Source organism: Rhodococcus parequi (genome assembly GCF_046042785.1).
Classification (GTDB): domain Bacteria; phylum Actinomycetota; class Actinomycetes; order Mycobacteriales; family Mycobacteriaceae; genus Prescottella; species Prescottella parequi.
Genome location: NZ_JBDLNV010000002.1, coordinates 61,204 through 80,819, shown reverse-complemented (window position 1 = coordinate 80,819; position 19,616 = coordinate 61,204). Strand labels below are relative to the sequence as shown.

Annotated in this window: 16 protein-coding genes; 8 read left to right on the top strand and 8 right to left on the bottom strand. The window is 68.8% G+C overall.

What is annotated here, in order from left to right; genetic code table 11:
• Positions 1 to 34: 34 nt before the first annotated feature.
• From ABEU20_RS04555 to ABEU20_RS04545, 3 genes are read right to left on the bottom strand one after another with little or no spacing between them, the layout of a single operon-like run.
• Entirely contained in the window at positions 35 to 1,507 is a 1,473-nt protein-coding gene (locus tag ABEU20_RS04555) for a peptide MFS transporter (protein ID WP_420163214.1), read from the bottom strand.
• A 42-nt stretch (positions 1,508 to 1,549) separates the two neighbouring features.
• On the bottom strand, positions 1,550 to 1,933 hold the full coding sequence (locus tag ABEU20_RS04550; protein WP_420163213.1) for a DUF3054 domain-containing protein: 384 nt from the start codon (positions 1,931 to 1,933) through the stop codon (positions 1,550 to 1,552).
• Between the two features lie 56 nt (positions 1,934 to 1,989).
• Positions 1,990 to 2,421: a DoxX family protein gene (locus ABEU20_RS04545; protein WP_420163212.1), complete on the bottom strand. Its 432-nt coding sequence runs from the start codon at positions 2,419 to 2,421 to the stop codon at positions 1,990 to 1,992.
• A 305-nt stretch (positions 2,422 to 2,726) separates the two neighbouring features.
• On the opposite strand from ABEU20_RS04545, the gene ABEU20_RS04540 reads away from it, so the two are divergent.
• The 4 genes from ABEU20_RS04540 (at position 2,727) to rox (ending at position 8,052) form a co-directional block, all read left to right on the top strand.
• The gene (locus ABEU20_RS04540; protein WP_420163211.1) at positions 2,727 to 3,200 is read left to right on the top strand and encodes a hypothetical protein; all 474 of its coding nucleotides are present in this window, start codon (positions 2,727 to 2,729) and stop codon (positions 3,198 to 3,200) included.
• Positions 3,201 to 3,252: 52 nt separating this feature from the next.
• Positions 3,253 to 4,227, top strand: a complete 975-nt coding sequence (gene ligD / locus ABEU20_RS04535; RefSeq protein ID WP_420163210.1) for a non-homologous end-joining DNA ligase — start codon at positions 3,253 to 3,255, stop codon at positions 4,225 to 4,227.
• Between the two features lie 93 nt (positions 4,228 to 4,320).
• Positions 4,321 to 6,486: a phosphocholine-specific phospholipase C gene (locus tag ABEU20_RS04530; protein WP_420163209.1), complete on the top strand. Its 2,166-nt coding sequence runs from the start codon at positions 4,321 to 4,323 to the stop codon at positions 6,484 to 6,486.
• A 138-nt stretch (positions 6,487 to 6,624) separates the two neighbouring features.
• On the top strand, positions 6,625 to 8,052 hold the full coding sequence (rox, locus tag ABEU20_RS04525) for a rifampin monooxygenase (RefSeq protein ID WP_420163208.1): 1,428 nt from the start codon (positions 6,625 to 6,627) through the stop codon (positions 8,050 to 8,052).
• Between the two features lie 95 nt (positions 8,053 to 8,147).
• On the opposite strand, the gene ABEU20_RS04520 is transcribed toward rox, so the two are convergent.
• The gene (locus ABEU20_RS04520; protein ID WP_013417260.1) at positions 8,148 to 8,699 is read right to left on the bottom strand and encodes a YceI family protein; all 552 of its coding nucleotides are present in this window, start codon (positions 8,697 to 8,699) and stop codon (positions 8,148 to 8,150) included.
• 290 nt (positions 8,700 to 8,989) lie between these two features.
• Here ABEU20_RS04520 and ABEU20_RS04515 point away from each other — a divergent pair, with 290 nt between their 5' ends.
• A complete protein-coding gene (locus ABEU20_RS04515; RefSeq protein ID WP_420163207.1) occupies positions 8,990 to 9,607 on the top strand; it encodes a hypothetical protein in 618 nt (205 codons plus the stop codon).
• A gap of 58 nt (positions 9,608 to 9,665) precedes the next feature.
• Here ABEU20_RS04515 and ABEU20_RS04510 read toward each other — a convergent pair whose 3' ends face one another.
• Positions 9,666 to 11,366: a 2-isopropylmalate synthase gene (locus tag ABEU20_RS04510; protein ID WP_420163206.1), complete on the bottom strand. Its 1,701-nt coding sequence runs from the start codon at positions 11,364 to 11,366 to the stop codon at positions 9,666 to 9,668.
• A 166-nt stretch (positions 11,367 to 11,532) separates the two neighbouring features.
• On the opposite strand from ABEU20_RS04510, the gene ABEU20_RS04505 reads away from it, so the two are divergent.
• Complete coding sequence (locus ABEU20_RS04505; protein WP_420163205.1) at positions 11,533 to 12,219, top strand: FadR/GntR family transcriptional regulator; 687 nt, start codon at positions 11,533 to 11,535, stop codon at positions 12,217 to 12,219.
• 10 nt (positions 12,220 to 12,229) lie between these two features.
• Here ABEU20_RS04505 and ABEU20_RS04500 read toward each other — a convergent pair whose 3' ends face one another.
• Together ABEU20_RS04500 and ABEU20_RS04495 are read right to left on the bottom strand one after the other, a co-directional pair.
• Positions 12,230 to 13,378 (bottom strand): lysylphosphatidylglycerol synthase transmembrane domain-containing protein, encoded by a 1,149-nt coding sequence (locus tag ABEU20_RS04500; protein ID WP_420163204.1) that lies wholly within the window; start codon positions 13,376 to 13,378, stop codon positions 12,230 to 12,232.
• Positions 13,379 to 13,406: 28 nt separating this feature from the next.
• Complete coding sequence (locus ABEU20_RS04495; RefSeq protein WP_420163203.1) at positions 13,407 to 14,864, bottom strand: adenylate/guanylate cyclase domain-containing protein; 1,458 nt, start codon at positions 14,862 to 14,864, stop codon at positions 13,407 to 13,409.
• A gap of 166 nt (positions 14,865 to 15,030) precedes the next feature.
• On the opposite strand from ABEU20_RS04495, the gene ABEU20_RS04490 reads away from it, so the two are divergent.
• Together ABEU20_RS04490 and ABEU20_RS04485 are read left to right on the top strand one after the other, a co-directional pair.
• Complete coding sequence (locus ABEU20_RS04490; RefSeq protein WP_420163202.1) at positions 15,031 to 16,236, top strand: AI-2E family transporter; 1,206 nt, start codon at positions 15,031 to 15,033, stop codon at positions 16,234 to 16,236.
• A 15-nt stretch (positions 16,237 to 16,251) separates the two neighbouring features.
• Positions 16,252 to 16,929, top strand: coding sequence for a DUF1707 SHOCT-like domain-containing protein (locus tag ABEU20_RS04485; RefSeq protein WP_420163201.1), 678 nt, complete (start codon positions 16,252 to 16,254; stop codon positions 16,927 to 16,929).
• Here the strand turns inward: ABEU20_RS04485 and ABEU20_RS04480 are convergent, their stop codons facing one another.
• A complete protein-coding gene (locus ABEU20_RS04480; RefSeq protein WP_420163200.1) occupies positions 16,930 to 19,611 on the bottom strand; it encodes an MMPL family transporter in 2,682 nt (893 codons plus the stop codon).
• Between the last annotated feature and the right edge of the window lie 5 nt (positions 19,612 to 19,616).

Here is a 19,616-nt window from a genome sequence, read left to right as displayed (position 1 = left end):
GCGATAAGTGCGCAAAACGCGAGGGGGGAGGGGGTCAGTGGACGCCGCGCATGAGCCGGCGGATCCACGGCGACAGCACGGCGAGCACGACACCGATGCCGAGCGACGCGAGCCCGACGGTCGCGAAGTACGGCACCTCGTGGTCCTCGTCGTAGAAGCGCGACAGCGTGCCGGCCAGACTGGAACCGAGTGCCACCGACAGGAAGAACAGCGCGACCATCTGGGTGTGGAACGCGGCCGGGGCGAGTTTCGTGGACAGCGACAGCCCGACCGGGGAGAGCAGCAGCTCGGCGAACGTGAACAGCAGCAGAATCGCGGCGAGGCCGAGTAGCGGAGCGCTGTCGGGGCCGCCGCCGGACATCGGGATGAAGCACAGGAACGCGATGCCCATGATGCCGGTGCCGAGCGCGAACTTGATCGGCGACGACGGCTGGCGCGCGCCGAGCTTGGTCCACAGCGCCGCGAAGACACCCGCGAAGATGATGATGAACACCGGATTGATCGACTGGACCCAGGTCGGTGGGAACTCCCAGCCGAACAGGTTGCGGTCCAGGCGGGTGTCGGCGTAGATCGCGACGGTGGTGAACTGCTGCTGGAACAGCGACCAGAACGCCGCGCTCGCGATGAACATCGGGATGAACGCGAACACGCGGCTGCGCTCGGTGGGGGTGATGCGCCGGCTCGACAGGATCACCGCGAAATACGCCACCGCGGCGACGATCGTCAGTGCCACCACGATCTCGGAGAGATTGGCGGCGGTGATCACCCCGGCGAGCGCGAACGCGAACACGACCGCGACAGCGACGATCGCGATCACCGCGACCCGCGGCCGCGCGGCCTCCGGCAGCGGATTGGGGGCGGTCGAGCCGACACCGTGCAGGTGCTTGCGCCCGAGCGTGTACTGGATGAGGCCGAGCGCCATCCCGACGGCGGCGAGCGCGAAGCCGACGTGGAAGCCCCAGTTCTTCTGCGCCCATCCGGTGAGTAGCGGACCGACCAGGCCACCGACGTTGATGCCCATGTAGAAGATCGAGAAGCCCGCGTCGCGACGCTGGTCGTCGGGCGCGTACAGATCACCGACGAGCGATGTCGCGTTCGCCTTCAGTCCGCCGCTGCCGAACGCGATCAGCACCAGACCCGCCCCGACCCCCGCCAGGCCCGGCAGGATCGCCAGGCTGATGTGCCCCAGCATGATCAGGCACGCGCTGTAGAAGAGGGTGCGCTCGGAGCCGAGGAGCCGGTCGGCGATCCATGCACCGACGATCGTCGAGAGGTACACCGTGCCGCCGTAGGCGCCGACGATACTGGCGGCCGAGGCCCTGTCGAGTCCGAGTCCGCCGTCGGCCACCGAGTAGTACAGGTAGTACAGCAGGATGCCCTGCATGCCGTAGAACGAGAACCGTTCCCACATCTCGACGCCGAACAGGTTCGCGAGCGCGAACGGCTGTCCGAAGAAGCTGTGATCGGAACGGGACCGTTCGGGCTGCTCTTCCACTGTCGAGCTCATCGCGGCCTCCGGGAAATCCTGCGTGTAGACATCGGCCGTCGCCTACGACAGGCCCGCGACTCGGCGCCTCTGCACTGCCTGATAGATCGCCCGCCATCCGATCAGGAACAGGGCGAGGAACGACGCCGCAACGACGATGAACGAGAACGCGGTGCCTTGACCACTGGCCGCGCGAAGCAGCATGCCGAACACCAGCGCCGACAGCCACGCGATCACGCCGGTCGGAACGACGAGCCGCGCATCGAACTTGTCGCGGTAGAGCGCGAACGTGATCATCCAGCCAGCGGCCAGACCGGCGAGGAACGGCCACGCCGTCGTGAACAGACCGCTGACGTCGACTCCTTCCTCGTGGCTTCTCCGGCCGAGCAGGGCGAAGATGACCACGAACAGGATGTCGACGACGGCGGCGGGCACGAACTTTTTCACGACGACCAGCCTAGGCCGTGACCGCTCCCGGCAACTGTGGAGTCGCCCACTGCCCGTCAGACGCGGACGAGCGGCATGATCGCCCGGACGCGGGCGTCCCGCAGGTACAGCCCGCCCCACACGAAGATCCCGACGTACACCGGCGAGAGGATCGTCGAGAGCAGCGGTTGCTCGGTGAGGATGTTGCAGGCGACCGCCCCACCCAGATACCCGGTGAGCAGCACCGCCCCGAGGATCGACGTGACCGGCGTCAGATACAGCGCCAGGCACACCAGCATCACCACGCCCATGATGTAGGGCGCGTACTCCGGGAAGCCGTACCCGACCATCGAATCGCGGACCGGCTCGATGTTCGCGAGGTGGATGACGGCATCGAACAACAGGAAGGCCACCACCAGGCCGGTCACGACCAACCCGGCGAGCCGGGCCCTCGGTGAGACGGTGCCGGCGCCGGTACCGGTGCGGGTGCGGGGGAATGCGGCGGTCATGACGAGCTCCCGTTCTGTGGTCGCTCCCCGCCGGGTGCGCGGAGCCTCAGCGATACAGACCGGGCGCACTCGCGAAATTCATCGCGCGTCCCACCCGTGGGTCGGCCGCGTCGCCCGTTACTGTCGGATCCGACGTGGCCGTCGACCCGCATGCTGATCGAAATGGCACATTCGAGCGGGTGACCGGGTAGCGCTCCGTCGAAAGTCGTGCCGGGGCAACAGGGCTGGATCACGTCCGGTCGGAGACCGCGGCGCAGGAGCGCGACGGCGACACCGTCGCATCGACGGAGGAGGTGCGGTTGGACATGCGCGACGACCAGGTCACTGCAGCGCTGATCCGAGACCAGGCCCGCGAATGCGTAGCGCGCATCGCCTACCTGCGGAGTCTGCGCCGACTGCATGAGAACGGCTACACCGAAACCGCGCTCGCGGCGATAACCGGCAAGAGTATGGCCGCCGTCCGCGATCTACTCGTGCGCGCCAGGATCGACGCTCCCGAGCTGCGGCCCGACTTCCACGGTGGCACCCCGTACGAGATCGCCGCACACTACGCGGCCGGCAACCTGGAACGACACGTCGCCCTGCAGGAGCTGATCGCGTGGCGATACGACCGCCCGGCAGACCCGAACCCCTTTCCCTGGGTGAACGATGGAGCGCCAATCGTGCACGGCACCTTCAACATCCAGATCGGGCAGGCGGTCAGGGACCGATTCCTGACCGAGGGGGACTACGACGCACTCCTCGAGGCGCTCGCCGACGACTCTCGGGAGACCAGCTAGCTGCACCCCCGATTTCCGGGACGAGCGCTGCCGATCGGAGCAGACTCGACTCATGCCGCCGTCGATCTCGTCGCCGCCGTCACCGATGCTGGCCACGCTCGGCCGACCACCGGCCGGTGAGGGGTGGGCGTTCGAAATGAAGTGGGACGGCCAACGCGCCGTCACCGACGTTCGCCGCGACGGCATCCGGCTGTTCAGCCGCAACGGCAACGACATCACCTCAGCGTTCCCCGAACTGACCGGGCCGATCGCCGCGGCCGTCGACGACCACGACGTCGTCCTCGACGGCGAGATCGTCGCTCTCGACGCGAAGGGCCGGCCGTCGTTCGCCCGGCTGCAGCGGCGGATGCACGTGCTGCGCCCGACGGCGCAGTTGCGCAACGAGTTTCCGGTGACCTACTACGTGTTCGACGTCCTCGATCTCGATGGCGAATCCACTGTCGCGAAGACCTACCTCGAGCGGCGCCGGCTGCTCGACGGTCTCGGACTCTCGGGGCGGCGGGTGCAGGTACCGCCGTTCTGGACCGACGTCGACGGGGACCGGATGCTCGACCTGGCCCGCGAGCACCACCTCGAGGGTGTGGTCGCGAAACGCGTCGACTCCACCTACCGCCCGGGTCGACGCGCGCCGGAATGGATCAAGACTCCGCTGCGCAAGAACACCGAGGTCATCGTCGTGGGCTGGGTCGACGGCAACGGCGCAGCACGCAACGGCGTCGGCTCCCTGCTGCTGGGCGCACACGACGACGACGGCGACTTGATCTATGTCGGCCACGTCGGCACCGGATTCAGCGCCGCGCTCCGCCGATCGCTCCGCGAACAACTGGCCGCGCTGGAGCGGCCGACGAGCCCGCTGGCCGCGCCGCCGCCGAGCCGCGACGCGAAGGGCGCGCACTGGGTCGAACCCCGACTGGTCGGCGACGTCGAGTACCGCGAGTACAGCGGGGGCAGCCTGCGACATCCCAGCTGGAAAGGCCTGCGCGACGACAAGACACCGGACGAGATCGACCTGCCCGGTCGTCATTGACGATCAGGGCCTCGAATCCGCCTCCGGGACGCCCGCAGCTCCGATAGCCTCCGGCCAACCGTGTCGCATTTCGGCTCTTCAGGAGGTCCAGACGTGACGTTCGAGATGTCCCGGCGGCGTTTCCTGGCCCTGGGTGGCGGTGCCGTCGGCGGCGCCGTCGCCGGATCGCTGCTCCCGCCGTCATTGCAGGCCGCGCTCGCGTCGCCGGTACAGCCGGGCGGTCTGGACTCGATCGAGCACGTCGTGCTGCTGATGCAGGAGAACCGCGCCTTCGACCACTACTTCGGCACGCTCCGCGGCGTGCGTGGGTTCGGTGACCCCAATGCGTTGCGCCTGCGCACCGGCCGGACCGTGTACGAGCAGCCGGACCGGGAGTCCGTGGTGGTGCCGTACCCGATCCGCGACGCGGCCGGCGTGCAGCGGATGGACACCCAGAACGTCGACGCCCTCGACCACGAGTGGGCCGGTGGGCAGGCCGCCGTCGCGGGTGGCTGGCACGACGGCTGGATACCCGCGAAGACCGCGGCGACGATGGCCCACTACGACCGTCAGGACATTCCGTTCCAGTTCGAACTCGCCGAGTCGTTCACGGTGTGCGACGCCTACTTCTGTTCGGTGCCGACGTCGACCGCGCCCAACCGCAACTACTGGATCAGCGGCTACACCGGGTTCGAGGCGAACGGCTCGCGGGCGGTCACCAACGACTCGTACATGCCGTGGCACGACGGCTACACCTGGACCACCGTCCCCGAACGGCTCGAGACGGCCGGAATCAGTTGGCGGACCTACCAGGAGTGGGACAACTTCACCGACAACAACCTCGAGTACTTCGTGCGGTTCAAACGGGTGGTGCACGCCCTGCTCGGGCACCCCGGGCTGGTGCCGTACCAGTTCCCCACGCTCGCAGCGTTGTACGCGGCGCTGCCACTGCTGCCGGTCGACGGGCAGAACCTGCTACTGCGCTGCCTCGACGACGCTGTGGCGCGACTCGACGGACCCGACCGGCGTCTGTACGACCGCGCGCTGCGCCGTGAGCGGCCCGGCACCCTCGCGGACGTCTTTCGCGCGGACGTCGAGGCCGGCACGCTGCCGCAGGTGTCGTACCTGGTGCCGTCGGCCGTGGACTGCGAGCATCCGATGACGTCGTCGCCGGCGTCGAGTGCCACCCTGGTCTACAAGGTGCTCGACGCCATCGCGTCCCATCCCGAAACCTGGTCGAGGACCGCGGTGTTCCTCGACTTCGACGAGAACGACGGCTACTACGACCACGTGCCGCCGCCGCTGCCACCGCGGGACGTGGCCGACGAATGGGTGGGCGACCAACCGCTCGGGCTCGGCCCCCGGGTGCCGATGACGGTGATCTCGCCGTGGACCGTCGGTGGGTACGTGTGCTCCCAGGTGTTCGATCACACCTCGGTCACCCAGTTCCTGGAGAAGCGGTTCGGGTTCGCGCAGCCCGAGATCAGCGCGTGGCGTCGGACCGTCGCGGGTGATCTCACGTCGGTGTTCGACTTCGCTTCTCCCCGCGCCCGGCCGTCGGTCACACCGCCGCCGCCCGCACCGCCGCTGAGCCCGCGCTGGAAGCCCGCCCCGCCCGAGCAGCAGCGGATGCCGTTGCAGGAGAGCGGTACCCGGCCCGCGCGGGCGCTGCCCTACCAACCCGACGCCGAGGCCGTGTTCGACACCGGAACGCGGCAGGTGTCCGTGCGGATGCGGAACACCGGGACGGAGAGCGTTCATCTCGCGCTGTACCCGTACGCGGGGGAGTTCGACCTGCCCCGCCACTACGACGTGCTCGGTGATCACGCCGACACGGTCGCGCTCTCTGGTGATCGCTACGACCTGACGCTGATCGGCCCCAACGGTTTCCGGCGAGAGTTCACCGGCTCGGCGAGCGGTCCCGCCGCGGCGGTGCGGGTTCGGACGACGATCGATCGGGCCGGCCGAACACTGCGGGTGACCGTGGCCAACGAGGGTACGAGCAGTGTGACCGTCACGGCGGCCGGGAGGGCCGCCCCGGTGGCGGCGGGCACCGAACACTTCTGGATCGTCGCCTCGAACCAGGGCTGGTACGACGCCACGCTGACGATCGCCGAGGACCCGTCCTACCGGCGCCGGTGGATGGGGCACGTCGAGAACGGTGCGGAGAGTGTGAGCCAGCCCTCCGCCGACGTGGCCGCCACCGGTGACCTGACCCTGCTGCCGCAACCGCCCGCAGCCGGTTCGGCGGCGTTGCCGGTGCCGAGTATCGGGTCGTAGTTCACGGGGGAACGGAATGCGGGGATCGAGATGGGATCCCCTTCCACTTTCAACATATAGCGCAGTGGGGGCCTTGCGGCAAGCCCCCGGTGGTGACACAGAATCGTCCGCCGGAAACGAAAACGGCGGAGGGGAAACATGTTCGACGTCATCATTGCCGGGGCCGGGCCGACCGGTCTGATGCTCGCCGCGGAATTGCGACTGCACGGCGTGCACACACTCGTGGTGGAGAAACAGGAAGAACCACCCGAGTTCGTCCGCGCACTCGGTCTGCACGTGCGCAGCATCGAGATCATGGACCAGCGGGGGCTGCTCGAACGGTTCCTCGCGCAGGGAAAGCAGTTCACGGTCGGGGGGTTCTTCGCGGGGCTGAGCAGCACGTGGCCCGACGACCTGGACACCGCCCACTCCTACGTCCTCGGGATTCCGCAGCCCGTCACCGATCGCATCCTGGCGGACCGGGCACTCGAGCTCGGGACGGAGATCCGGCGCGGCTGCGAACTGGTCGGGATCGCGCAGGACGACGACGGCGTGACCGTCGAACTGGCCGACGGGACGCGACTGCGCTCGCGGTACCTCGTCGGGTGCGACGGCGGGCGCAGCACGGTGCGCGGGCTGCTCGGCGTGGGTTTCCCCGGAGAGCCCAGCAGGGTCGAGACGTTGCTGGGGGAGATGGCGGTCTCTGCCTCACCGGAGACGCTGGCCGCCGTCACGGCCGAGGTCCGCAGGACCCACAAGCGATTCGGTTTCATGCCGCTCGGGGAGGGTGTGTACCGCGTCATCGTTCCCGCAGCTGGGGTCGCGGAGGATCGTGAGGCGGCGCCGACCCTCGCGGACTTCGAAACACAGCTGCGTGCTGTCGCGGGACGCGACTTCGGCGTGCATTCACCGCGCTGGCTGTCCCGCTTCGGCGACGCCACCCGGTTGGCCGAACGCTACCGGAGCGGCCGGGTACTGCTTGCCGGCGACGCGGCCCACATCCACCCGCCGACCGGCGGGCAGGGACTGAACCTCGGTATCCAGGATGCGTTCAACCTGGGCTGGAAGCTGGCGGCGCACACGGCCGGCTGGGCACCGGAGGGACTGTTGGACAGCTACCACGACGAGCGGCATCCGGTGGCTGCCGCGGTGTTGGAGAACACCAGGGCGCAGATGGAGCTGATGTCCGTCGAGCCGGGTGCGCGGGCCGTTCGACGGCTGCTCGAGGAACTGATCGAGTTCGACGACGTGAACCGGTACCTGATCGAGAAGATCACCGCGATCGGTGTCCGTTACGACCTCGGGGACGGACACGACCTGGTGGGACGGAGGATGCGGGACGTGCCGTGGGGGCGGGGCCGCCTCTACGAACTGATGCACGGCGGCCGCGGTCTGCTGCTCGACCGCACGGGACGACTCTCGGCGGCAGGGTGGGCCGATCGCGTCGACCACGTCGTCGACACGCGTGCCGAACTGGACGCACCCGCCGTACTGTTGCGGCCGGACGGGCACGTGGCGTGGGTCGGCGACGACCAAGGCGATCTCACCGGACACCTGGCGCGGTGGTTCGGGGCGCCCGGCGTCTAGGCCTCTCCGACGCCGGGTCGGTCCCGACATGGAGAAACGCACCCGCTGCGATCGGGGGAGGTGGCCGCAGCGGGTGCGTCGTCTATGGGGGTGGATCAGGCCTGGAGGCCGGCCTCGATCTCGAGGTTGATCGCGATCTTGTCGCCGACGACGGCGCCGCCGCCCTCGAGCGGCATCTCGATGCTGATGCCGAAGTCCTTGCGGTTGATGGTGGTCGACGCCTCGAAACCGGCGACCGGGCCGTTGCCCATGCCCGGGTTGACGCCGAGGAACTCGAGCGCCAGCTCGACGGGCTTGGTGACGCCGTGGAGCGTGAACTCGCCCTCGACGACGAAGTTCGAGCCGGCCGGGCGCACGCCGGTGGAGACGAAGGTGGCGGTCGGGAACTGCTCGACGTCGAAGAAGTCGGCCGACTTGATGTGGCCGTCACGCTGCTCGTTGTTGGTGTCGATGGACGCGACCTGGATCTCGGCCTGCACGGACGGGGTGCCGTCCTCGGCGATCGTGATCGAGCCGGAGAAGTCGTTGAACGTGCCGCGGACCTTGCTCACCACGAGGTGCCGGACCATGAATCCGACGGTCGAGTGCGTGGGGTCGATGGCCCAGGTGCCGGCGGACAGGTTGGGCAGGGCGGTGGCGGTGGTCATGTGAACTCCCAGGGGAAAGTAGTTGAAACTTCAAAGACTGTGGTTACAACGGTCCCACCGGTGCGGTCATTCCGCAACCGGTAGTGACGTCCGTCACTCGGCGCGGGCAGTCTCGGCGACCGGAATTCTTACTACCGTTCAGTAAGTTTCCGTGCTACGTTCGCCCTGCTTGTCTGCTTTGCCCCCTCCGGAGACGGCGGGGTGTTTCGAATCCGGTTCTGCCAGACGCGATCTCGGGTCCGGCAGGACTGTCGTGAACAGTGCGCCACCTTTGAAGCAAGGAGAAGCAGTTGTCCAAGAAGTCGACCATCGCCCGCTGTGCGGGTGCCGCCGTTGCCGTCGCCGGAACGCTCGCCCTGGCCGTGCCGGGTATCGCCTCCGCAGGTCCTGCCGCCGCCGTACCGGCCCCGAAGGTCTCCGCCAGTGTCGACGGCGACGTCATCGACATGACCGTCACTCAGACGAGCACGGGCCAGAATGCCTTCTGCCTGCCGATCGTCTTGAACGCCACCGACGCGCTGCCCCTCGCCGCGCTGCCGACCGATCAGTGGCCCGGACTCGCTGAACTCGTCAGCAAGGTCTACTACATCGGCAACCCGACGTCGGACGCGGCGCCTACGGCCGACAGCACCACCGCGCTCGACGAGAACGACTTCAACCCCGGACTGCTCAAGCCGATCACTCCGGGCGCCTACGCCGTCGTCGGCGCGTGCTTCGACAAGGATGCCCAGGATACTGTTCTGTCCTACAGCTACCAGGTCGTGTTCTCCCCGGGCGGCTTCGGCAGCCTCGGTCAGGCGCTGAACCTCGGCAGCGCCACCATCAGCATGGACGGTGGCAGCGCCGTCATCGCCGATCTGCTGAAGAGTGGCGCCGGCAGCAGCATGCTGTCCGCGAACCTGAGCTGACGCCGAGGCGCCGGCCGGAACACGCTCGGTGGGGGGTGTTCCGGCCGCCGCCCGTCCGTCACTCCGTCGTGGGCATCCCGGCCACTCCGGCCAGGACCGCCTGCAGTGCCGACGCCGTCACCGACTGGTCGAACCCGATTCCCCAGCGCTGGACGCCGCCGCTGCGGCACAGCGCGAACGTCGCGGCCCGCCCGGAACTGCCGGTGCCCACCGACTGCTGCACGAACGAGAGCACCTCGACCGACCGGCCGTGATCGGCCAGGATCTTGGTGAGCGCCTCGACCGGTCCGCCGGCGAAGGCCTCGCCGTCGATCGCGGCGCCGTCGAACTCCGCTCGCATCCGCAGACGGTCACCGCCGTCCTGGTGCTCGATCGACCACTGGCCCAGCTTGCCGTCGAAGCTGTACTCCGCGAACAGCAACTCCCACAACTGTTCTGCGGTGATCTCGGCGCCGCTGTCGTCCGTCGCCCGCTGCACGCGTCCCGCGAAGTCGATCTGCAGCGGTCGGGGCAGGTCGATGCCGTACCCGGTCTGCAGCAGGTAGGCGATGCCGCCCTTGCCGGACTGGCTGTTCACCCGGATGACCGCCTCGTAGTCGCGGCCGACGTCCCGGGGATCGATCGGCAGGTAGGGCACGTCCCACGGAGCGTGTGCGGGATCGAGGCCTGCGGACTCCGCCTGCGCGTAGTGGTGCGCGAAGCCCTTCTTGATCGCGTCCTGGTGGGTGCCGGAGAACGCCGTGTACACCAGGTCGCCGCCGTACGGGTGTCGGGCGTGTACGTCGATCCTGTTGCAGTGCTCGACTGTTCGACGCACCTCGTCGATGTCGGAGAAGTCGATCATCGGGTCGACGCCCTGTGCGTGCAGATTCAGCGCGAGCGTCACCAGGTCGACGTTGCCGGTCCGCTCACCGTTGCCGAACAGGCACCCCTCGACGCGCTGTGCGCCGGCCAGGACCGCGAGTTCGGCGCACGCGACGCCCGTGCCGCGGTCGTTGTGCGGATGCACCGAAAGGATCACCGATTCGCGGCGGGCCAGGTGCCGGTGCATGTACTCGATCTGGTCGGCGTAGACGTTGGGTGTCGAGATCTCCACCGTCGCAGGCAGGTTGTGGATCACCGGACGATCCGGCGACGCGTCCCACAGTTCGGTGAGGCTGTCGCACACCTGCAGTACGTAGTCGGGTTCGGTCAGGTTGAACACCTCGGGGGAGAACTCGAAGCGAACCCCGGGCTGCCGGTCGCCGCAGCGCGCGACGTCCTGCGCAGCGTCGAAGATCAAGCGGTGCAGCGCCTCCCGATCGTGACCGAGCACGACGTTGCGCCACGTCGGGGCCGTTGCGGTGTACATGTGCACCACGACATTCGGCAGTCCGCGCACCGATTCGAAGGTGCGCTCGATCAGATCGGTGCGGGCGGCGGTGAACACGACGATCGTGACGTCGTCGGGCACCAGATGCTGCTCGGCCAGGTCGCGGACGAAGTCGAAGTCGGTTCGGCTGGCCGACGGGTAGCCGACCTCGATCTCCTTGTACCCCATGCGGATCATGAGCTCGAAGAACGTGCGCTTGCGGGCCGGGTCCATCGGTTCGGCGAGGGCCTGGTTGCCGTCGCGCAGATCGACCGGCACCCACAGCGGCGCGGCGGCGGTGTGGGCGGTGGGCCACGCCCGGTCGGTCAGCGGCACCGGCACACGCTCCGAGTACGGGCGGTAGCGGTGGCTGGGCATGGACGACGGGCGTTGACGATTCCAGATCATGACGAGTGCTCCTGTACGGATCGAAGAGGTCGACCGGCACGGCGGAACCCCGCGGCGGGGTGCCGGTCCGGTCAGACCCCGCCGCGGCCGCCGAGAAGCAGACCGCGAAACGTCATGTTCGCTAAGCTAGAGCACAACCACTTGTCTGACAACCTGAGGAGTTTGCGTGCCCGCCGCGCTCAACCGGAATCTGCTGGCCGATCAGGCCGCCGACCAGCTGCGACGCCGCCTGCAGACGGGGGAGTGGGGGGTCGGCACGAAGCTGCCGGGCGAGACCACGCTCGCCGCGGAACTGGGGGTGGGCCGCTCGACGATCCGTGAGGCGCTGCGGATGCTCGCCGGTCAGGGCATGCTGCGCCCGCGACAGGGTGCCGGGGTGTTCGTCGAACGCACCGAGCCCGCGGCCGACGGCTGGGAGGCGGTGCTGCAGCGCGGGGCGATCGTGGCCGTCGTCGAGGCCCGCGCCGCGATCGAGATCGAGGCCGCGCGGCTGGCCGCGGTCCGTGCCACCGACGACGACGTCGCGGCCATGCGCCGTGCCCTCGATCAGCGTGCGGCTGCGGCCGACGCGCCGGACCGCGAGTTCGTCGAGGCCGACACCGCGGTGCACCGGGCAATCGTCACCGCCGCCCACAACCCCGTGCTGTCCGAATTGTTCGAGACGTTCGTGCCACGCGTCGCCGACGCGATGGTCGACATGATCGGCCTGCTCGGTCTGCGGGATCGGGACTGCGCACCGAACGCCGACGAACACAGCACGCTCGTGGACGCGATTGCGGCGGGGGACGTCGAGGAGGCGGCTCGTATCGCCCGCGCGCATCTCGAGGCGATGGCCGCCGACCTGGGCAGGTGACGTCGCGCGCTCAGTCGCCGCGGTGGATCCGGTCCTCGACGTCGGACCGCGCCGTCGTCGGGTCCGCCACCGCTCGACGCTCCTCCAACTCCGAGGTCCCGGCCGCTGCCAGTTCGACGTCGGCCGCCTGGCCGTGCCCGCGGAACAGGAAGGCGAAGACGATCCAGCCGACGATCGCGACGAGGATGAAGCTGACCCCGCGGTAGACGAACGCCGCCGCCACCGCCTGGGATGCGCTGATGCTGGCGGCCGTCGTGAGCGCCGCGATGAGCGTGGCATCGACGTACACCAGCCCGCCCGGCGCGCCCGGGATCGTCGCGACGGCCTTGCCGGCCGCGAACGCGATCAGCAGGCCGGCGAGTACCGGTTCGGCACCGATCGCGAAACACGCGGCGCCCAGGCACACGATGTCGGCGAGACGGTGCACCGCCGACCAGCCCAGCGTCATTGCGGCGTCACGCTTGCCGAGCTGCACCGAATCGAGCTGCGAGATCGTGGTCCGGACCGCCTCCATGCCGGTGTCCGCCGGCTTGCCCAGCACACCGTTCGCGCGCGCGAGCACCCACCGGGCGGCCTTCTCGATGGACTCCGGATGCGACGAGACGTACCGGCCCGCGTACAGCAGCGCGATCAGACCCGCGACCGAGAACAACAGCGTGAAGGGGCTCACCGAGCCGCCGACGAGCAGCGCGCCCGTCACCCCGATCAACGCGAGGCCGGCAGCCGCGATCACGCCGGAGATCGCCAGCTGCCACGATGCGACGACCGGGCTCGCGCCCCAGCGTCGGGTCTCCTTGTAGGTGAACGCCGTCGAGAACACCTGGCCCGCGGGCAGCGTCAGCGCCATCGCCGTCGACCCGTAGATCACCGCCACCGACTTGCGCTGGCTCACCGGCACGCCGCCGGCGTGCAGCAGCTGCTTCTGCACCCGGCCGTAGCCGCTCAGGGAGACGGCTTGCGCGAGCACGCACAGTGCCACCCAGCCCCAGTGGATCTCGGCCAGCGCCTGCCACGACTCGTGCAGCCGCGGCCACAGATAGATCCCCTCGCCGACGAGCAGTGCCACGAGGAGGGCGCCGGCGACCCACTTGAGCCACCAGAATCGACCACGCGGCCGATCTGTGTGACCGCCTCCGAGGGCGGGCTCCGGCTGTGCCACGACCTCAGGGTAACGAAGAATGCTCACGTCACTCCGGATACAACACCGGCCATGCCAGGTGAGTGTTGCGGCGACGGCCCCGCAGCTGCACCTGGTCACCGAGCTCCCAGTGCGCCTGCTCCTCGTCGTCCGCGAAGTACAACGCGCTGGTCGACGCGAGAACCCGGCTGGGGCGGAGCTTCGCGAGCTCGGTCAGGCGCGACGCCTCGTTCACCGGATCGCCGATCACGGTGTACTCGAAACGCTCGGCCGCACCGATGTTGCCCGCGACCGCCAGCCCCGCGGACACGCCGATGCCGATGTCGAGGCCGGTGATCTCGTTGAGCGCGAACCGCAGTTCGCGGGCGGCTGCGAGCGCGGCGGTCGGTGCGTCGGGGCGGTCCAGTGGGGCGCCGAAGATCGCGAGCGCGGCGTCGCCCATGAACTTGTTGACGAAGCCGTGGTGCCGGTCGACGACGTCGACGACGACCCGGAAGAACTCGTTGAGCAACTCCACGACCTCGCTCGGCGGCCGTTCGGCGGCGGCACCGGTCGAGCCGACCATGTCGACGAACAGGACCGCGACGAATCGCGTCTCGCCGCCGAGTTCGGTGCCGAACTGCAGCGCGCGGCGGGCGACGTCCTCGCCGACGTGCTGACCGAACAGCTCGCGCAGCAGCCGCCGCTCGTCGGCCTCGCGCATCATGCGGTTGAAGCCCACCTGGAGGCGACCGATCTCGGAGCCGTCGAACACCTCGACGCGGACGTCCGTCTCGCCCCGCTGCGCCCGCTCGATCGCGCGCCGCAGCTGCCGGATCGGATCCGAGATCTGGCTCGCCGTCAGCATCGACAGCGCGAAGGCCTGACCGATCGCCATGATCGACAGCAGCAGGATCGCCCACGCGAGCGCGCTCGGGGCGAACTCGAGATCGGTGGTCAGCTGCGTGACGCACAGCAGGATGATGCCGATCACCGGCATCAACGTGCCCAGGCCCCACGTCATCGCCATGCGGGTGCCCACGCCGGGCGCCATCGTCCGGTCGAACTGGCCCTCGCTGAGCGCCTGCGCCGCGACCGGGCGCAGGATCCGCTCGCCGAGCATGTAGGTGAAGCCGAACGTGGTGGTGGCGGCCATGCCGACCGTGACGACGACGGCGATCGCGAGCTCGGGCATCTCCTCGACGGTGAGGAACACGAAGATCACGCCACCGAGGAACCACAGCACCAGATGCACGATGGCCTGTCGCAGCGGCGCGTGCAGCGCCGCCATCTGCTCGGACCGGGTCGGCGGACCGCCGCGCAACTGCCAGCGGATCACCGTGCGGAGCATGATCGCCGCCGCCGCCAGACTCACGAAGCCGGCGAAGACGAGGTACGCGCCGAAGATCGCGACGTTGCGGACCCGGTCGTTGATGATGTCCGCCGATTCCGGGATGGGGATGCCGTAGCGGACGAAAGCGAAGACCAGCACCGCGCCGATGAGGTTCGCCCCGGCCATCGAGAGCATGTAGAGAGGCCAACGACTCCTGATCGTCAGCGTCACTGCTCGGTACGATGCCCACACGATCCGATAATTTACGGGACATACCTCGCAGCCCGGCAGCGCACACGGTTGCCGCGGTCGGCCGTCGTTTCTCCGCCGTGAACGGCGCAGGTCCGGATAGGCTCGCGCGGTGAGCGAGAGCCAGTCGGGGGAGGCCGCAGCGCAACGGGACTCGGCGGAGTCCGTACATCCGCTCGTCCGGGTCGGTGCGGCCTGGACGTGGCGGCTGCTGGTCCTGTTCGCCGGGCTGCTCGCGCTCGGCTACGTCGTCTCCCGACTCGAGGCCGTCGTCATCCCGGTCGCGCTCGCGCTCCTGCTGGCCGCATTCCTCATGCCCGCCGTCGACCGCATGCACCGGCGTGGGGTTCCTCGATCCGCGGCGGTGCTCGTCGCCGTCGTCGGCACGATCGGCATCGTCGGCGCCATCCTGTCGTTCGTCGTGCAACAGTTCGTCGAAGGACTGCCCGACCTCAGTGATCAGTTCACGACGAGTGTCACCAAGGCCCAGGAGTGGTTGACCGACGGCCCGCTGCACTTCAGCGATGACCAGATCCGGCACGCCGGCGACAACGTCGTCAAGGCGATCCAGTCCAACCAGGAGGCCCTCACCAGCGGTGCGCTGACCACGGCGACCGTGATCGGCGAGATCTTCGCCGGCGCCTTCCTCGCCCTGTTCACCCTCGTGTTCTTCCTCTACGGCGGGGACCAGGTGTGGGAGTTCGTCACCCGCATCGTCCCGAAGAACACTCGCAGCCGCGTCCGGTCTGCAGGTCGCCAGGGTTTCAATTCGCTCGTCGGCTACACCCGCGCGACGGTTGCGGTCGCCGCCGTCGACGCGATCGGCATCGGCGCCGGCCTCGCGATCCTCGGTGTCCCGCTGGCCCTGCCGCTCGCCTCGCTCGTCTTCGTCGGCGCGTTCATCCCGATCGTCGGCGCGTTCGTGACCGGTTTTCTCGCAGTGCTCGTCGCCCTGGTCACCAAGGGTCTGCTGACCGCGTTGATCGTGCTCGGCATCATCGTCGGCATCATGCAGCTGGAAGGACACGTGCTGCAGCCGCTGCTGCTCGGGCGTGCCGTCCGGCTGCACCCGCTCGCGGTGGTGCTCGCGATCACCACGGGCATCGTCCTCGCCGGCATCGTCGGCGGCCTGATCGCCGTGCCGATCGTCGCGTTCCTCAACACCGCGATCCGGTCGCTGTGTGCCGAGAGCGCGGACGCCGCGGAGGAGGCCTACGAATCCCTCACCCGCGCCGACCCGTCGACCCCGATGTTCCCCGCCACGCCCGACGAGCCCGACGGACCGCCGAGCGCTGGAGATGCGCGGTCGCCCGACTGATTTATCGTTGTCCGCATGGAGGCGAGAGATTTGCGAGTGTCCGATGCCGAGCGCGAACACGTCGGCGAGCTGCTCCAGCGTGCGGTGGGGCAGGGCATGCTCTCGTTGGGCGAATTCACCGAACGCATGGACACCGCCCTCGCTGCCAAGACCCGGGGTGAACTCAATGCCGTCCTCGCGGATCTTCCGGGCATGCAGATCAACCCGGGTTACGTGAACGGGGGATACCCCACGTCGGCGCCCCCGAGCCACGCGCACCCCGCTCCGCCGGTGCCCGCGCCGTCCCCGGAATCCGTTCCCGCCCCGCCGCCCGGCTACCCGGCCCAGCAGCCTCTCGTCATCCGCGGACGCATGTCGACCATCACCCGCAAGGGACGTTGGCAGGTGCCGCCGGCGCTCGTCCTCGACTCACGAATGGGCAGCACGACGCTCGACTTCACCGAAGCCGTCATGCAGACCCAGGTGGTCCACCTCACCGTCGACGACTTCTGCGGATCCGTCACACTCGTCCTGCCGGAGCAGGCGACCGCCGACCTCAACGACATCGACACCGTCGGCGGCTCGGTGTCGAACAAGGTCCGCACCGGTCCCCCGTACGGTCCGCTGCACCTCGTCGTGCGCGGACGGGTGCGTTTCGGTTCGGTCACCGCGCGCTACCCCTTCGGCACCACGCTGCGGAGGATGCTGGGCTGATCAGTCGTCGTCGCGGTGGCGGGCCAGGAGCTCGCTGACACTCACGGCCTTGTCGCCGCTGCGGTGCCGACCGGGGTTCTCCGCCTCGGCCTCGTCCGGGCCGGGCTCGGCCGGGGAGTCGGCCGGTTCGGGCGTCACCTGCACGGCAGGCATCATTCCGGTGTTGGGGGCCTTGAGCGCAGCAAGCCACGCGACCTCCTCGCCGTCGGCCGAGGACGCGGAAGCCGCCGGCCGCGGCCGGACGTCGGGCTCGGGCGTCGAAACCGGTTCCGGGCGTGCGGCGGAGGGACGTTCGGTGACAGGGCGCTCCGCGGCGGGACGCGGTGCCGCCGAGCGAGCGCGCGGCGCCGCCATGATGCGGGGGAGGGGCATCGTCAGCGGCTCCGGCTCCGGGCCCCGATCGAGGACGGCGGTGGCCCCGGCTGCTCCAGCCCTGGACGCCGTCGCCTGGGCGGGAACCCCCGGCGTCTCGGCGGGGGGCTGGACCGGCGCGTCGGTGGCCGTCAGGTCGGGCACGTCGTCTCCGGACAGTTCGCTGTCGAGAATCGGCTCGCCGAGTCCGATCTTCTGCTGGATGCGCTTCATCCAGGCAGGTGCCCACCAGCAGTCGTCGCCGAGAAGTTTCATGACGGCGGGCACGAGGAACATGCGGATCAGGGTGGCGTCGATGATCAACGCGGCGATCATGCCGTAGGCGATGTACTTCATCATCACCAGTTCGGAGAATCCGAACGCGCCGGTGACGACGATGAGGATCAGGGCGGCCGCGGTGATGATGCGGCCGGTGTGGGCGGTGCCGATGCGGATGGCCTCGGTGGTGGACGCGCCCTGGGATCGGGCCTCGACCATCCGGGAGATCAGGAACACCTCGTAGTCGATCGACAGGCCGTAGATGATCGCGACGATCAGCACCAGCACCGGTGACGTGATGGGTCCCGGGGTGAAGTTGAGTAGGCCCGACCCGTGGCCGTCGACGAAGATCCACGTCAGAATGCCGAGCGTCGCACCGAGGCCCAGCGCGCTCATCAGCACGGCCTTGATCGGTAGCACGATCGACCCGAACGCGAGGAACATCAGCAGCGTCGTCAGGATCAGGACCGAGACGACCATGAGCGGCAGGTTGTCGAGCAGAGCGCTGATGCTGTCCTGCTCGATCGCGGGAGTGCCGCCGACGAGCACCTGCACATCGTCCGGGACGGGCATTGCCCGCAGGTAGTCGATGGTCTCCGCGGAGTTGTTGCGGTCGACCAGGCCCGCCTTGAGGACCTGGACGCCGTCCTTCGCGGGGCCGGTGATCGTGAACTTCTCGACCAGACCGGGTGCCCCGCTCGCGGTCTTGAGGATCTGGCCGACCTCGGAGCCCTCCGCGCCCTGGATCACCAGTTTCACCGGTTCGGTGCGGTTACCGGGGAACAACTCGTCGAACTGTTCCTGGGCGACACGCGCCGTATTGTCCGTAGGCAGGTAGTCCTCGTTGATGCCGCCGAACTTGATGCCGGTCATCGGGACGATGAGCAGCAACAGGCCGACGACGATCGGGATCGTCACCTTGAGCGGATTGCGCATCACCCAGCGGGTGAGACGCCCCCACATGCTGTTCTCGATCTCCTCGGTCGACTTGATCTGACCGAATCGCTTGAGGCCGAACTTGTCGATGCGTCTGCCGATGATGCTGAGCAGAGCGGGCAGCACCGTCACCGAGGTGAACGCCGCCAGCAGAACCGTCGCGATCGCGCCGTACGCGACCGATTTGAGGAAGCCCTGCGGGAACAGGATCAGACCACCGAGGCTGACCGCGATCATGGTCGCCGAGAACAACACGGTCCGGCCCGCGGTCATGACACTGCGCCGCACCGCGGTCCGGGTGTCGTAGCCGTCGCCGAGTTCCTCGCGGAATCGGCTGACGATGAACAGGCCGTAGTCGATTGCCAGGCCCAGACCGATCAGCGACACGACTGAGGCAACGAACGCGTTGACCTCGGTGAAGTGTGTGATCACCCGGACGATGCCGTTGGCGCCGAGAATCGTCAGGCCGCCGATGATCAGCGGCAGTGCCGCGGCGATGACGCCGCCGAACACGAAGAACAACAGGACCGCGACCGCCGGGATCGCGAGGATCTCCATACGGTGGATGTCGTTGGCCATCGTGTCGTTGATGGCGCTCGCGACCGGCTGCATGCCCGCCAGCTGGACCTCGACCCCGTCGATCGGCAACGAGTCCTTGATCGCCCGGAAATTGTTGGTGATCGCGGTGTCGTTGTCGCCCTTCAGCGCGATGCTCGCGATCGCGTGCGACCGGTCGGCCGTGGCCATCGCGGGCAGGCGCGGGGTGTTCGGCAACTGGAAGTAGCTGCCGTTGATCTTCGCGACCTCGTCCGGATGATCCTGCAGCAGTCGCTGCAGGCTGTCCGAGACCTGCGCCGCGAACGCCGGGTCGTCGACCGTCTTGCCGTCGGGCGCGGTGTACATCGCCACGACGTCGCCGTTGGTGTCCCGGCCGAACGTGCCGTCCGCGAGCTTGGCGGCGGCCACCGATTCGGAACCGGGATCGTCCCAGCCGCTCTGACTGAGGTGGGCACCGAGACCGGAGCCGTAGGCGCCGAGCGCCAACAGGCCGGCCACCATCACCGCGATGACGGTGAACCGGGCCCGGTAGACCAGATCTCCCCAGCGAGCGAACACGTATG